At 40.4% G+C, this 13602-nt stretch carries 16 protein-coding genes; 12 read left to right on the top strand and 4 right to left on the bottom strand.

What is annotated here, in order from left to right; translation table 11 throughout:
- Positions 1–93 precede the first annotated feature (93 nt).
- Complete coding sequence (gene galE, locus MKX65_RS22735; RefSeq protein WP_340905776.1) at positions 94–1089, top strand: UDP-glucose 4-epimerase GalE; 996 nt, start codon at positions 94–96, stop codon at positions 1087–1089.
- A 101-nt stretch (positions 1090–1190) separates the two neighbouring features.
- Here the strand turns inward: galE and MKX65_RS22730 are convergent, their stop codons facing one another.
- Both MKX65_RS22730 and MKX65_RS22725 read right to left on the bottom strand, forming a co-directional pair.
- On the bottom strand, positions 1191–1589 hold the full coding sequence (locus MKX65_RS22730; protein ID WP_340905774.1) for a hypothetical protein: 399 nt from the start codon (positions 1587–1589) through the stop codon (positions 1191–1193).
- Positions 1586–2245, bottom strand: a complete 660-nt coding sequence (locus MKX65_RS22725) for a zinc ribbon domain-containing protein (protein WP_340905773.1) — start codon at positions 2243–2245, stop codon at positions 1586–1588. The genes MKX65_RS22730 and MKX65_RS22725 overlap by 4 nt, the downstream gene beginning before the upstream one ends.
- A gap of 191 nt (positions 2246–2436) precedes the next feature.
- Between MKX65_RS22725 and MKX65_RS22720 the strand changes: the two genes are divergently transcribed.
- Genes MKX65_RS22720 through MKX65_RS22705 form a run of 4 tightly spaced genes read left to right on the top strand, consistent with a single transcriptional unit; the run spans position 2437 to position 5378 of the window.
- Positions 2437–2952 (top strand): DUF6431 domain-containing protein, encoded by a 516-nt coding sequence (locus MKX65_RS22720; protein WP_160549921.1) that lies wholly within the window; start codon positions 2437–2439, stop codon positions 2950–2952.
- 44 nt (positions 2953–2996) lie between these two features.
- On the top strand, positions 2997–4352 hold the full coding sequence (locus MKX65_RS22715) for a DDE-type integrase/transposase/recombinase (protein WP_160549919.1): 1356 nt from the start codon (positions 2997–2999) through the stop codon (positions 4350–4352).
- Positions 4345–5145 carry an ExeA family protein gene (locus MKX65_RS22710; RefSeq protein ID WP_340902837.1) on the top strand — a complete coding sequence of 267 codons (801 nt, stop codon included), beginning with the start codon at positions 4345–4347 and terminating at the stop codon, positions 5143–5145. Before MKX65_RS22715 ends, MKX65_RS22710 begins: the two co-directional genes overlap by 8 nt.
- Positions 5142–5378, top strand: coding sequence for a DUF5348 domain-containing protein (locus MKX65_RS22705; RefSeq protein ID WP_169102663.1), 237 nt, complete (start codon positions 5142–5144; stop codon positions 5376–5378). The genes MKX65_RS22710 and MKX65_RS22705 overlap by 4 nt, the downstream gene beginning before the upstream one ends.
- A gap of 104 nt (positions 5379–5482) precedes the next feature.
- Here the strand turns inward: MKX65_RS22705 and MKX65_RS22700 are convergent, their stop codons facing one another.
- Complete coding sequence (locus tag MKX65_RS22700; RefSeq protein ID WP_340905771.1) at positions 5483–6211, bottom strand: ImmA/IrrE family metallo-endopeptidase; 729 nt, start codon at positions 6209–6211, stop codon at positions 5483–5485.
- Entirely contained in the window at positions 6183–6590 is a 408-nt protein-coding gene (locus MKX65_RS22695; RefSeq protein ID WP_264806988.1) for a helix-turn-helix domain-containing protein, read from the bottom strand. Before MKX65_RS22695 ends, MKX65_RS22700 begins: the two co-directional genes overlap by 29 nt.
- A gap of 182 nt (positions 6591–6772) precedes the next feature.
- On the opposite strand from MKX65_RS22695, the gene MKX65_RS22690 reads away from it, so the two are divergent.
- The 7 genes from MKX65_RS22690 to MKX65_RS22660 all read left to right on the top strand — a co-directional run bounded on the left by MKX65_RS22690 (position 6773) and on the right by MKX65_RS22660 (position 13586).
- Positions 6773–6997: a hypothetical protein gene (locus MKX65_RS22690; RefSeq protein WP_340905769.1), complete on the top strand. Its 225-nt coding sequence runs from the start codon at positions 6773–6775 to the stop codon at positions 6995–6997.
- Between the two features lie 180 nt (positions 6998–7177).
- Positions 7178–7507 (top strand): rRNA biogenesis protein rrp5, encoded by a 330-nt coding sequence (locus MKX65_RS22685; protein ID WP_340905768.1) that lies wholly within the window; start codon positions 7178–7180, stop codon positions 7505–7507.
- A gap of 49 nt (positions 7508–7556) precedes the next feature.
- Positions 7557–8720 carry a DUF2800 domain-containing protein gene (locus MKX65_RS22680; RefSeq protein WP_340905767.1) on the top strand — a complete coding sequence of 388 codons (1164 nt, stop codon included), beginning with the start codon at positions 7557–7559 and terminating at the stop codon, positions 8718–8720.
- Positions 8721–8737: 17 nt separating this feature from the next.
- Positions 8738–9283, top strand: coding sequence for a DUF2815 family protein (locus MKX65_RS22675; RefSeq protein WP_340905766.1), 546 nt, complete (start codon positions 8738–8740; stop codon positions 9281–9283).
- 5 nt (positions 9284–9288) lie between these two features.
- Positions 9289–11241, top strand: a complete 1953-nt coding sequence (locus tag MKX65_RS22670) for a DNA polymerase (protein ID WP_340905765.1) — start codon at positions 9289–9291, stop codon at positions 11239–11241.
- 242 nt (positions 11242–11483) lie between these two features.
- The gene (locus tag MKX65_RS22665; protein ID WP_160549954.1) at positions 11484–12617 is read left to right on the top strand and encodes an IS110 family transposase; all 1134 of its coding nucleotides are present in this window, start codon (positions 11484–11486) and stop codon (positions 12615–12617) included.
- Positions 12618–12788: 171 nt separating this feature from the next.
- A complete protein-coding gene (locus MKX65_RS22660) occupies positions 12789–13586 on the top strand; it encodes a phage antirepressor (protein ID WP_340905763.1) in 798 nt (265 codons plus the stop codon).
- Positions 13587–13602 lie beyond the last annotated feature (16 nt).

The raw sequence follows: 13602 nt of genomic DNA, 5'->3' as shown, positions 1-13602 counted from the left end.
TTGTACCAATTAATATAATAATAAAATGTTGGGTAAAAGATAGTGTTTTCTTATACGTTTCTTTCAAATCCATAAAAGAAGGAGAATTATAAAATGAACATACTGGTAACAGGTGGTGCCGGATATATAGGTTCACATACTTGTATTGCACTACTAGAAGCAGGCCATTCAGTCATTATTGCTGATAATCTTTCTAACAGTAAGAGTGAAACTGTTATGAAAATCATGGATATAGTTGATAAAGAAGTTAATTTTTACGAGATTGATGTAACAGATGCAGAAGCTGTTGATATTATTTTCAGAAATTATAAGATTGATGGAGTTATTCATTTTGCTGGTCTTAAAGCGGTAGGCGAATCAGTAGAAAAGCCACTAGAATATTATTACAATAACATCGTGAGCACTATGGTTCTTACAAAAGCTTGTAAGAAATATGGTGTAAATCGTTTTGTATTTAGTTCATCAGCAACCGTGTATGGAGATAATAAAGTACCTTTCGTAGAGACTGTGGATCTACTACCAACTACAAATCCATATGGTGAAACAAAAGCCATGAGTGAGCGAATTCTTACTGATATAGCAAATGCAAATCCTTCTTTTTCAGTTTCAATTCTACGATACTTCAATCCAGTAGGTGCCCATGAGAGCGGACAAATAGGTGAGGCACCAAACGGAATTCCTAATAATCTTATGCCATATGTAACTCAAGTAGCAAAAGGTAAACTTGCGAAATTACGTGTGTTTGGAAATGATTACCCTACGGTAGATGGCACAGGAGTTCGTGATTATATTCATGTAGTGGATCTTGCTGAGGGTCATGTTGCTGCATTAGAAAATCTAACTGAAGGTGTTCATGTTTATAACTTGGGAACCGGAAAAGGTACTAGTGTACTAGAGTTAGTGAAAGCTTTTGAAGAAGCTAATGATATTGAAGTCCCTTATGAAATCGTGGATCGAAGACCTGGGGATATCGCTTCATGCTATGCCGATGCTTCAAAAGCAAAGAGGGAACTAGGCTGGACCGCTAAACGCGATATTATTGCAATGTGCCGCGATGCTTGGCGATTCGAGAAGAATTATAAGGAATAGGAAATATTAGTAAGAGTTTTTGGTATTCACCCGCTGGGCCTAGAGGGGCTTGGCGGGCTAATTTGAAGTTTACATTATAGAGAATTGTAATTTTAATTTTGTCAGAATGGCAAGTCATCATCACTCACAGGTAACGGAGGTGACGTTTGGTACTGCTGGTTAGCAAACGGATCGATAGGAATGACATTTGAATTAAACTGCTGATGACTAGATGCCTGTTCTTTTACAACATCCCACGGCTTGAGAATTCCTGTTTTATTAAAGGTAGTAGGGCGGCCGCAGGATTCACAAAAGCGAGCGTCACCGGGGTTCTGATGATAGATTGTATCGATTTGGTATCCGTTAGAGTCAAACTCGGGTTCACCTTCACAAACATTATACAAAGATATTCCACAAATCTTGCAGTGGCCGGCGTTTGTACTGAACACTTCATTTTCACAACGAGGGCACTCTACCACACGCATATTTTTATCAACTTGTACTCCATCATCGTAGATCATAGTATTAAAACCTCCAATTGATTGATTTCTGCAAAGCCATATTCCTTTATGCAAGTTTTCAGTAAATCTTCGTGCTTTTCTATCTCCTGCTTCTGCGCTGAATCGGCTGTAAAAACGATAAGCGAGTCATCATCCCGGATGGCTTTCGTACCGGAAAGGGATGAATAGGCCTCTTGGTTTTGTTCCCAAACATATACGGAAGCAATGATATAATCCCAATGTTCGTACTCGATATAATCTTCATATTTACCATTCTCGTAATCTAGTAAATCGGGAATCTCTATTTCTTTTAGGTATTCATAGAGCCCTCTACTTTCAAATACGGTCTGATCGCCACAAGAAGGACAGTAGCGGAATTCTCCGCTAAGATTGGTTTGTTCTGAAGGGCACTGGTTAATGAGTGGTGTCCCACAGATTTTGCAATGCTTTGCGTCTGGACTGAACTCATGGTTCTTACACACCGGACAAAACAGTAATCGCTTGTTCTCATCTACATCATACGATGGATAGAATAGGCCTTCTTGAAAGTCGGAATAGATATAGAAGATGCCAGGCCTTGGCAGGTGCACAAATGGAGTTTCGATTTTCGGGAGTTCCTTCCCGCAAATATGACAGTTCGCCTGGGAAGGGTCATCAATGTATGCTGTTTTTGACACTCTTAAATTACCGAAAGTTGACGGTATTGCCTGTCCGGAAGTGGTCGAGTATAATGTCCATGAATATATTCCGGAGAAAGGAAAAGACGACTCCCATAATGTATAACTGCGCCAACAGTTATACGGGAGACGTCCCACCAAAAAGTATATGGTTATTGTATCAGATTATAAGCTGATTGAAAACAATCTAACTGGAGTTTTTCGTTAGAGGTGCGGGGAGGATTCCTTCTCCATGTTGTGGGAAAGACATGTTGGTAATAGGATCTAAGAATCGTAAATCTATTGATCATTCAGGGCAGAGTAAGACCTATAACATCCGAAGACTAAGGTGCACTTGTTGCTGTACGATACATCATGAACTGCCGGATATATTAATCCCTTATAAGCGCTATGAAGCTGAATGTATTGAAAGCGTTCTCTCGAATCCATCCGACCATACTGTTCCAGCCGATGATTCTACTCTTTCGAGATGGCATGGCTGGATTCATGAATTTGTGGATTATTGGTTGGGGTGTTTAACATCCATCATGATCAGAACCAATCAAGGAAACATCCCTCTGGATTTCTCGTCCGAAAGTTCAGGGACTGCACTTCAAAGGATAGGGCGCTTGGCAGGAGATGCCAATGGATGGCTGACAAGAATTGTCCGGCCCATTGTAAATATTAATTTTTGGATACATACCCGTTCTGCATTCATTGTCCAATAACCCCTGATTTACACTCATGATAGACACAGAGAGGAGAGTGTATCATGAGGAATCATAAGAAATCAGAAGAATTGGCAGTGCAGCGTTTTCAGCTGATATCCCCTTTATTGGCAGAAGGACTTGATGCTGGAAAATTAAAAGAGTTAAAAGAACAGATTGCGAAAGCCAATGGCCTTTCAGAAAGAACTATTAGGCGATATTTAGCTCAATTTCGTGAGGATGGATTTGGGGGATTGAAGCCACAAGGAAGAAAAGGTTCTCAAAAGTCAGAAGCTATCCCTCCTCATATATTGGAACAGGCTATTCTTCTTCGAAAAGAAGTGCCAAGCCGTAGTGTGGCACAGATTATCCAGATTCTTGAATGGGAAGAATTAGCTGAACCAGGACAAATTAAAAGATCCACACTGCAGGAAAAGCTGACTGAAAAAGGATATAGTTCGCGACATATGCGCCTATATTCTCAAACTGGAGTTGCCGCCCGACGATTTCAGAAACGGCATCGGAACCAACTTTGGCAATCAGATATCAAATATGGCCCATATTTACCTATTGGTCCAAATGGAATCAAGAAACAAGTATATCTTGTCGCTTTTATCGACGATGCCACAAGGTTAGTGGTTCATGCAGCCTTTTATCCTACTCTAGATTCAAGAATCATTGAAGATGCATTCCGACAAGCAATCCAAAAATATGGTGTTCCGGAAGCAGTGTATTTTGATAATGGAAAGCAATATAGAACCAAGTGGATGTCACGCACATGTTCCAAAATTGGCACTCGTCTTACTTACACAAGGCCTTATTCTGCCGAATCAAAAGGAAAAATTGAAAGATTTAATAGAGTTATAGATTCATTTATTAGTGAAGCTGTCATCGAAAAGCCCAATACTCTAGATCGACTGAATGAACTTTTTCAGGTGTGGTTGACAGAGTGTTATCAGAATAAGCCTCACTCTGCACTTGGGGAGAAAATTAGTCCGGAAACAGCTTTTCGTTCGGACAGGAAAGCAATTCGCTTTATCGATCCTGATACTTTAAGCAATGCCTTTCTTCATTGCGAAACAAGAAAAGTTGATAAGTCAGGATGCATCAGTTTCATGGATCACAAATATGAGGTGGGTTTAACATTTATTGGACGACAGGTTGATGTTGTCTATGATCCTGCGAATATCGAGGAACTTACCATTGAGTTCGAGGGTTATACTCCTTGGAAAGCTAGAAAGCTTGTCATTGGGGAAAGAGCTGGAAAACGGCCTGAATTACCTGAGCACCTGAAGGTGCAGAGTGTTGACTCTTCAAGACTATTAAAGGCAGCTGAACGAAAGAATCAGGAACGTCAAATCGAACAAAAACCTGCCGTAACCTTCCGTGCTGTCTGGAAGGAGGATGATTCTCGTGTTTGAAACCTTTTATGAAATGGACAATACACCTTTTACCAGAGATCTACCAACAGACCAACTTTATGATTCTTCCATGATGCAAGAAATCCTTGGAAGGCTAAAATATGCAGCCGATAGACAGCTTTTTGCGGTCCTAAGTGGAGATAGTGGTACAGGAAAGACTACGACAATCCGTAAGTTTGTGAATAGATTAGATAAAGGAAAATTTCATGTCCTTTATCTATCAGATTCAAAATTAACCCCGCGCCATTTTTATAAAGGGCTATTGGAACAACTAGGCTCTGAAGCGAAGTTTTATCGAGGAGATGCGAAACGGCAGCTTCACCGAGAGATAGAATTGATGAAAGGTATACGAGGACTCCAGCCAGTTGTAGTAGTGGATGAAGCTCACCTTCTGGACCGGGAAATGCTTGAAGAAGTTCGTTTTCTATTAAACTTCAAAATGGATTCGCAAAGTCCGATGGCGCTTATTCTCGTCGGTCAAAGCGAGCTATGGGATCGACTTCGACTGCAATCATATGCAGCCATACGCCAAAGAATCGATATCCAATTCCAGCTAGGCCATCTCGATCGTGCTCAAGTTGAAGAATATGTATCTAGGCATCTTCGTTATGCCGGAGTTGATCAACCTATCTTTTCTGATGGGGCGCTTGATGAAATTCATCAGTTCTCTGGTGGTGCCGCAAGGCTCATTAATAAACTTTGTACACATAGTCTTTTATATGGCTCACAAAATGGTCGAAGAATCATTGATGATCATATGATTAAGCAAGTTATCCAGGGGGAACTTTCATGAAAAGCCGCTGGAAAGAAATGAACTACAACGCTGAGTTGGATTGTTGGGTTGTGTTTTGGGGAGATAATACAGGTTATAAAATGCGTTGCGGTGAATGGTTTGATCTCCATCTAGGAAATGGAAAGATTCTATCTTGCCGTTTGGAACTGGGTAGAGACTGGTACATCATTACTGGCAGAAATGAGATTAGGTTCTACCTTAAGAATAATGAAACGTATCACGTTGATTTGTAAGATTCTAGGGGAAGCATAAAGGTGCTTCCCCTTCATTTTGGACAGTGAATCCGTCAGTGTTGGGACAATTAGTAACGTCAATTTCGGGACATAATAAAACGCCATTAACAGTATGCACTGCAGTTACGACATATTCTGCATATCTTTGAAAAGTCCGGATACAGGCTGCTCCCATAGAACTTATCGATTCCATCTTTAATTGCTTGTTTGTGTTGATCTCTGTAAAAGAAAGGATAAAAATTCCTTAGTAATTCACGTTCTTCAGGCTGGTTATTCCAAGGGAATTTGTTTAAATGCTTTTCACATTTCTCCGAAGCGTTTTTAGAGATGTCGCAAAGAAAAGCAATCTCCTGTGCTTCCTTAATGCTAAACAAATGTAACAATGCATTAGGAGCCAATATCGCCTCAGCAAACCAGTGTGCTTCAACTTCTAATATACCGTACTGCTTTTTAGTCAATCCGCCACGATTTAATGCGGTTTCCTCAAAATCACTTAAGTGACCAAGAACAATATGACCAATTTCGTGAGCAATAGTCCAACGTATTCGTGACTCGGAATAGGTGTCATCATAAACAATTAAATACTCATTGCTACCCCTGAGAATCTGTGTTCTAGCTTCAATCCCTTTTTGTTTTAGGTTATATGGATCTTTATGGCCAGTTGCTCTTCGTAACTCCGACCAACTCTGCACATACCAATTGGGGCATTGCTCAATAATTTCAAAAGGATCGACAGGTAATTTACGGATATCCAATGCATTTAAAAGTTGGTACCCTTTCATCGTAGCATCCGAAAAACGAGGTTTATCGGGAATTTTTCTTGTTCTTTGCATAGGCTAAAAACATCTCCATCTGATCGACTAGGTCGTCGTAGTCCTCTTCCTCCAAATCTGAATTCCGCGCTAATCCATCCACAATTTTTTGGACGGTCTGTTGCTGCTTCTCTGTTTTTAATGTAGGAAATACCCGTTCAATGATAGGTATATCACCGTTTTCCTCTGTTATATATCCAGCAATTTTTAAAAGCTCTTCATTAGGTACGTCAAGTGCTGTTGCCAATGCATTGAGGACTGGAACTGATGGGTTCTTTCTTTCTCCATTTTCAATACGATGTACTTCTGTATGACTGATATCTGCTTCCGTTGCCAATCGCCTTTTTGACCAGTTTTTCGCCTCTCGTCGTTCTTTTATAAATCCACCTAGGGATTTCATGCATAGAGGCCTCCTTCGTTATTAATTGATTTAGTAAAGTTTTATTGACTATAGTATATAACATGTGTAACCTAAACGCAACAATTTCAAAAATACTGTGCTTTTCGTTGTATGTGCAATCGAAGGGTGCTATTATACAAATGTGGAACTTATAGGTTATTTCCGAGAGAGAGGTGAAACAATTGGTACCAAACCGTGATAGAGTGCTAGATTTGGTAAGAGAGAATGATTGGTCTGGTGGTGAGCTGGCAAGGCGAATGGGGGTCTCTAGAACAGAAGCCAATCGATTCCTTAATGGAAATCGGGTGGGTGGCAAGAAGACGATAGCTGGATTAATTAAAGCATTTCCCGAAGAACCGTTGGAACAGCTTTTTATTTTTCCACAAATGGAACCGAAAAACAACTAATATTCAAAAAGTGTGTTTATAAGGTATAGAGATTTATGGAGCCAAGGTAACTTACGTGGAGTAGCTCATTCGAGAGAAAGACTGGTTACAGAATACATTTGCAAAGAAGATGGACAAGTCATATTCGACAGTCTGCCGGTTTTTAAGTGATGAGCGAAATGAAGGAAGGAGAACAGAAAAATGAGTAAAACCAAGCTAATGCTTGATATCGTAAATGACTTACGAAATGTTGCAGGAAGTATTGAAACCCTGGCACTTTCATTTGGAAGTCAAACTGAGATTGCAGCAACAATGGAAAAAAAACAACCAAATAAAGAGAAGGAACCTACTAAACCTCCAAAAGCTAAACTACCAGTTTTTGAGGATGTCAGAGCTAAACTTTCAGCTCTAGCCCAAGACGGAAAACAGGTTCAAGTGAAAGAGCTTATTACGGGATTTGGAGCAAAAAAATTAAGTGATATCCCAGCTGAGAAGTATCCTGAACTGTTAGATAAAGCAGACAAGCTTTGATAAAGAAGAAAGCAACCAATCAAAGAGGGAAGGGGGATTCTTCTATTCCATGAATCATTCACAAAGAACACATGCCGTATTAAGCGCCTCTAAGGCAGACATGTATTTAAAATGTACACCAAGTATCCGACTGGGTGAACAATTCGAAGAGGAAACGAGTGTTTTTGCTAGAGAGGGCACCTTCATGCATGAGCTATCAGAAATTCGTTTGGCTTATTTCTTGAAACAGATGACAAAAACTCAGTTGAACAAAAAGCTGAATCAGATGAAACAAAGTGAATTCTACAACGGTGAAACTGAACAAGCTGTCCAAAGCTACATAGATATTGTCATCGAAAAAATAAATGAAGCTAGGGCAAGAAACAAAGACCCGCTCATCCTTATTGAGGAACGCTTGGACTTTAGCCCTTGGGTTCCAGAAGGATTTGGAACGGGCGACGTGGTGATTATTTCAGACGGAATTTTGGAGGTTGTTGACTTAAAAGGGGGTAAGGGAGTTAAGGTTTCCGCCGAAAACAACGCACAAATGAGGCTGTATGCATTAGGTGCCATTCATGGGTTTGGAATGTTGTATGACATCCAGACTGTATTGGTGACGATTATACAACCAAGATTAGATAACATTTCCACTGATGAAATACAGATAGATGACTTGTTGGAATGGGCGGAAAGTGAAGTCAAGCAAAAGGCGGAACTAGCATTTGCTGGCGAGGGGACATTTGTAGTTGGACCGCATTGCAGGTGGTGTAAGGCAAAAGCAACCTGTAGGGCTAGGGCAGAAGAAAATATGAAACTAGCATGCTTGGATTTCCAAAAGCCGCCACTACTGACAGATGAAGAAGTGGTCGAGGTTTTAACTTCTCTTGATGAATTGATCAGTTGGGCGAAAACCGTTCAAGAATTCGCCTTATCAATGTCAGTGAATGAAAACAAGCAGTGGCCAGGAATGAAACTCGTAGAGGGAAGAGGGAGTCGCAAATATAGCGATGAAGAAGCGGTAATCGCCACACTCACTGCTGCGGGATATGACAATAATGTCATTTACAAGAACACACTAAATACAATCACCGCACTTGAGAAAGAACTTGGTAAAAAAGAGTTTGAAGAGTTGCTTGGCTCTCTCGTTACAAAAGCACCGGGCAAGATAAAGCTCGTCCCTGAAGAGGACAAGCGACCAGAAATAAAAGCTTCACCAGAAGCAGATTTTCAATAATGAGGAGGAACTAAAACATGGTAAAAATTACGATTGGGACAAAAGAAGAACCGGTACGATTCAGCTATGCGAATGTGCATCAAGCAGTGAGTGTTAATGGAAGCGATCTGAAATATTCAGTGAGTATCATTATTCCAAAATCACATAAGGCAACAATTAAGAAGGTAAAAGATGCGATTCAAAAAGCGACTCAAGAAAATAAGGACAAATTCGGTGGTAAGGCACCTTCGAACTTGAAGAGCCCATTGCGCGATGGTGATGTAGACCGTGAGGATGATGAGGCTTATGCAGATTCATTCTTCATTAATGCAAATAGCAAGATTAAGCCAGGCATCGTGGATGCAGACTTAAATCCAATCATGGATCAAAGCGAGTTTTACTCAGGGTGTTATGGAAGAGTCAGTTTGACTTTCTACGCTTACAACGTAAATGGAAATAAAGGAATTGCGGCAGGGCTTCAAAACATTATGAAGACTACTGATGGAGATCCACTTGGTGGCCGAAGCAGTGCAGAAGCAGATTTTGCTGATGACAGTGACGATGATGAAGATATTTTAGGTTGATATCTATGAAACTGCTAGCAATCGATATTGAAACCTACAGTAAGGCGGACCTCGTGAAATGCGGGGTCTACGCTTACAGTGAATCAGCTGATTTTGAAATTCTCCTTTTGGCCTATGCGATTGATGATGAAGAGGTACAAATTGTTGACTTAGCATCTGGTGAGAAGATACCGGATGCCATTGAAAGAGCGATGACGGATCCAAAAGTGTTAAAAACAGCTTACAATGCAAATTTTGAACGAACGTGTTTAGCCAAGCACTTTAACAAACCAATGCCACCTGACCAATGGCGGTGTTCATCTGTTCATGCTTTAACGCTTGGTTTGCCTGGATATCTCGATGGGGTGGCCAAGTGCCTCAGGCTGAAGGAACAGAAGCTGAAGGAAGGGAAATCCTTAATTCGCTATTTTTCGGTTCCATGTAAACCTACCAAAGTGAATGAGGGGAGAACTCGGAATCTACCAGAACATGATCCTGATAGGTGGAACACCTTTAAACTTTACTGTAAACAGGACGTTGAGGTTGAAAGACAAATCCGAAAGAAACTAGAGGCTTTCCCTATTTCAAAAGTCGAACAGAAGCTTTGGGAGCTAGACCAGAAAATCAATGATGAAGGGGTTCTAATCGATAAAAGCCTAGTCATAAATGCTATTCAGGCAGATAGGGCGTTTCAGGATGAGCTATTCGATGAGGCTATCCTTTTAACAGGGCTAGAGAATCCAAATAGTCCAGTGCAATTAAAAGGTTGGTTAGTGAAGCAAGGAATAGAAGTAGATAGCCTTGCAAAGAAAAATGTGGAAGCACTAATGAGTGAAGTGGAAAACCCAAAAGTAAAGCGGCTGCTGGAACTGAGACAAGCAATGTCCAAAACATCGGTGAAAAAATATGAAGCCATGGAGCGTTCCGTCTGCCTTGACCAAAAAATTAGGGGATTGTTGCAATTTTATGGTGCGAGTAGGACAGGCCGTTGGGCTGGGAGACTTGTACAAATTCACAATCTCCCGAGGAACAGTATGGGCGATTTACACATTGCTAGAAGTCTTTTGAAATCCGGGGATTACGAAACGATAAATATTCTTTTTGATAGTTTGTCGGACGTATTATCGCAATTAATCCGAACAGCGTTTATTCCATCAAAGGGCAACCGTTTTATTGTAGCTGACTTTTCAGCAATTGAAGCAAGAGTGATTGCTTGGCTTGCAGGAGAGCGTTGGAGGATGGATGTGTTCCAAACGCATGGAAAAATATATGAGGCTTCAGCTGCTCAAATGTTCAAGGTACCTATTGAAACCATCGATAAAGGAAGTCCACTCAGACAGAAGGGGAAGATTGCGGAACTTGCTCTAGGCTACGGCGGTTCTAAAGGAGCGTTGATGCAAATGGGAGCCTTGGAGATGGGGCTATCGGAAAGTGAACTGCCAGAGTTGGTTTCTGCCTGGAGGGAAGCGAATCCGAATATTGTGAAGCTTTGGTGGAGCATAGAAGCTGCAGCAATCAAGGCTGTGAAAGAAAAAGTAGTAGTGAAAATGCATTATGGTCTTACTTTTCACTATGCAAAAGGGATTTTATTTATCACGCTGCCATCAGGTCGTTCCCTTGCATACGTAAGGCCCAGAATCGGCGTGGACGAGCGTTTTGGCAAAGAACAGCTTACGTATGAAGGAACGGAACAAGGCTCCAAGCAGTGGGGCAGGATTCCCACTTACGGTGGAAAGCTTACGGAGAATATTATTCAAGCCATTGCTAGAGATTGTCTAGCTGTATCGATGCTTCGATTGGATGAAGCGGGATACCATATTAATTTTCATGTCCATGATGAAGTCATTCTTAATGTTCCCGTTGGAACTGGGTCAATGGAAGAAGTAGAAAACATAATGGGTCAATCGATTGATTGGGCACCTGGGCTGCCATTGGGAGCGGATAGCTTTGAAACGGATTATTACAAAAAACAATCATGATCTTTCGCTCTTAACCCAGGAATGAAAATTGGTTCCCCACTCCATAATGTAGATACCACAAACAGTGAGTATATGACGTGGCTCTTATTGGTGGTCTTACCCTGTACAAAAAACTGTTGGAATGAATTTGGTGCACAACCCATTGTTAGCTCTCTCCTATGAGAGATGACTACGAACAGAAAAATGCTTAATTTCAAATTCATTCCACTGTTTGTGGAATATAATTCTGGAAGGTTGAACAAATGGAAACATTGTACAAACGGTGTGCTGGCTTGGATGTTCACTCAGAGACTATTGTAGCCTGTGTCCTAATGGGTGAATCAGAGGCAGACCTGGTAAAAGAAACTGAAACATTTCCTACTATGACTAAAGACTTGTTTCGGCTTCTAAAGTGGTTAGAAGAAAAACAGGTAACTCATATTGCGATGGAAAGCACTGGCGTTTACTGGAAACCTGTTTATAACATCTTAGAAGATTTTTTTGATATTACCTTGGCAAACGCACAAAGAATCAAAAACGTTCCCGGTAGAAAGACAGATGTGTCAGATGCAGAATGGATTGCCAAATTATTAAGACATGGATTAATAGAGAAGAGCTTTGTTCCTCCAGAGGACATAAGAAATCTAAGGGATCTAACTCGTCTCCGCAAGAAATGGATTGGTCATATGACATCTGAAAAGAATCGAATCCAAAAGGTACTTGAGACTTCAAATATCAAATTAAGTACAGTAATTTCAGATGTATTTGGAGTTTCCGGCAGGAAACTTTTAGAACAACTAATGTCTAATGGTTACTTAGATCAAAAAGACGTTGAACAAAGAATTCATGGTCGAATGGCTCATAAAAAACAGTCAATTACGGACTCCTTGTTTGGTACGATAAATGACCACCAATTATTTCTTATCAAACAATCTTGGATGCACATTGTCTATCTAGAAGAGTTAATATCAGATATTGAAAAAAGGATAGATGAAATCTTAAAAGACTACAAAGAAGAAGTGGATATCATTGTCACGATGACAGGTATTAAAAAAGATACAGCAGCTACAATAATTGCAGAAATCGGAGTAAATATGGAACAATTTCCTACTTCCAAACATATTGCTTCCTGGGCAGGACTATCACCAGGAAATCATGAAAGTGCAGGGAAAAGAAAAAGCACACGGACGGTGAAAGGAAACCCTCATATTAAGTCAGCACTTTGCGAAGCTGCGTGGGCAGCATCACGAAGTAAAAACACCAGGTTATCCGCTAAATATTGGTCACTAGCTGCAAGAAGAGGAAAGAAAAAAGCACTCGTTGCCATTGGACATCGAATGCTTACAATCATCTATCACATGCTAAAGAACAAAGAACCCTACCATGAGTCAACATAAATTAGCAGTATAGACAAAAGTTAAAAAAGATATTCGAGATACCATAAATTTAGGTACCTCTGCTTTCCTATTGCAAAAATTGCATTAATAATATCATTAACACAACTGATCTTGTTTAAACCCATATTTATTTTCACAGAAAAGATTAAATTGAACAGGAGGAAATTGATAATGAATAGATTACAAGTAGTTTCAAATGAGGTTTTTGGACAGTTACAGGTAATGGAGTTGGATGGTAAGGTATATTTCCCTGCAACGGATTGTGCAAAGATGCTTGGCTATTCCAATACGAAAGATGCTATCAAACGCCATTGTCGGTGGGTAGTGAAACACGACCTACCTCATCCGCAGAACGAAAAAAAGGTTATTCAGAAGAATTTTATCCCTGAAGGTGATCTCTATCGTTTGATTGTGAAATCGCAACTTCCGGCGGCGGAGCAGTTTGAACGTTGGGTGTTCGATGACGTGCTACCAGATATCCGAAAACACGGAATGTACGCTTCCGAATCATTACTTGATGATATTCTTAAAAATCCAGATCTCGGCATTAAACTTTTTACGGAATATAAGGAAGCTAAAGAAGAAGCAAAAAAGCTAAAACTTGCCAATGCTCAACAGAAACAAATTATCGGTGAGTTGCAGCCGAAAGCGTCGTATTATGATTTGGTTCTTCAGAATAAATCGATTGTACCTATAAGCATTATTGCAAAAGATTACGGTCTATCTGCAAGAAAACTGAATGCCCTTCTTCATGAGTTAGGCGTTCAATTCAAAATGGGAAAAACATGGCTGCTTTATCAAAAATATGCGGAGATGGGCTACACGCAATCAAAAACTCATGCCATCGATGCCGAAAGAAATGTAATGCACACCTATTGGACGCAAAAGGGACGGTTGTTTCTTTATGAGTTGCTAAAGAGAGAAAAAGGGTTAGTGCCACTAATCGAACGTTCCACCAAAACTGCCTAGCAGGGAAGTGTAGTGT

The organism is Robertmurraya sp. FSL R5-0851 (assembly GCF_038002965.1).
Lineage (GTDB): Bacteria > Bacillota > Bacilli > Bacillales > Cytobacillaceae > Robertmurraya_A > Robertmurraya_A beringensis.
Note: the sequence above shows the minus strand (reverse complement) of the source record. Positions and strands in the feature narration are given on the sequence as shown.

Bases quoted from the DNA above. Each gene is read 5' to 3' on its own strand.
- MKX65_RS22680 (WP_340905767.1), top strand. From the start codon at position 7,557: ATGAATCATTCACAAAGAACACATGCCGTATTAAGCGCCTCTAAGGCA.
- MKX65_RS22675 (WP_340905766.1), top strand. From the start codon at position 8,738: ATGGTAAAAATTACGATTGGGACAAAAGAAGAACCGGTACGATTCAGC.
- MKX65_RS22695 (WP_264806988.1), bottom strand. From the start codon at position 6,590: ATGAAATCCCTAGGTGGATTTATAAAAGAACGACGAGAGGCGAAAAAC.
- galE (WP_340905776.1), top strand. From the start codon at position 94: ATGAACATACTGGTAACAGGTGGTGCCGGATATATAGGTTCACATACT.
- MKX65_RS22660 (WP_340905763.1), top strand. From the start codon at position 12,789: ATGAATAGATTACAAGTAGTTTCAAATGAGGTTTTTGGACAGTTACAG.
- MKX65_RS22705 (WP_169102663.1), top strand. From the start codon at position 5,142: ATGAAAAGCCGCTGGAAAGAAATGAACTACAACGCTGAGTTGGATTGT.
- MKX65_RS22730 (WP_340905774.1), bottom strand. From the start codon at position 1,589: ATGATCTACGATGATGGAGTACAAGTTGATAAAAATATGCGTGTGGTA.
- MKX65_RS22715 (WP_160549919.1), top strand. From the start codon at position 2,997: ATGAGGAATCATAAGAAATCAGAAGAATTGGCAGTGCAGCGTTTTCAG.
- MKX65_RS22700 (WP_340905771.1), bottom strand. From the start codon at position 6,211: ATGCAAAGAACAAGAAAAATTCCCGATAAACCTCGTTTTTCGGATGCT.
- MKX65_RS22685 (WP_340905768.1), top strand. From the start codon at position 7,178: ATGAGTAAAACCAAGCTAATGCTTGATATCGTAAATGACTTACGAAAT.
- MKX65_RS22665 (WP_160549954.1), top strand. From the start codon at position 11,484: ATGGAAACATTGTACAAACGGTGTGCTGGCTTGGATGTTCACTCAGAG.
- MKX65_RS22670 (WP_340905765.1), top strand. From the start codon at position 9,289: ATGAAACTGCTAGCAATCGATATTGAAACCTACAGTAAGGCGGACCTC.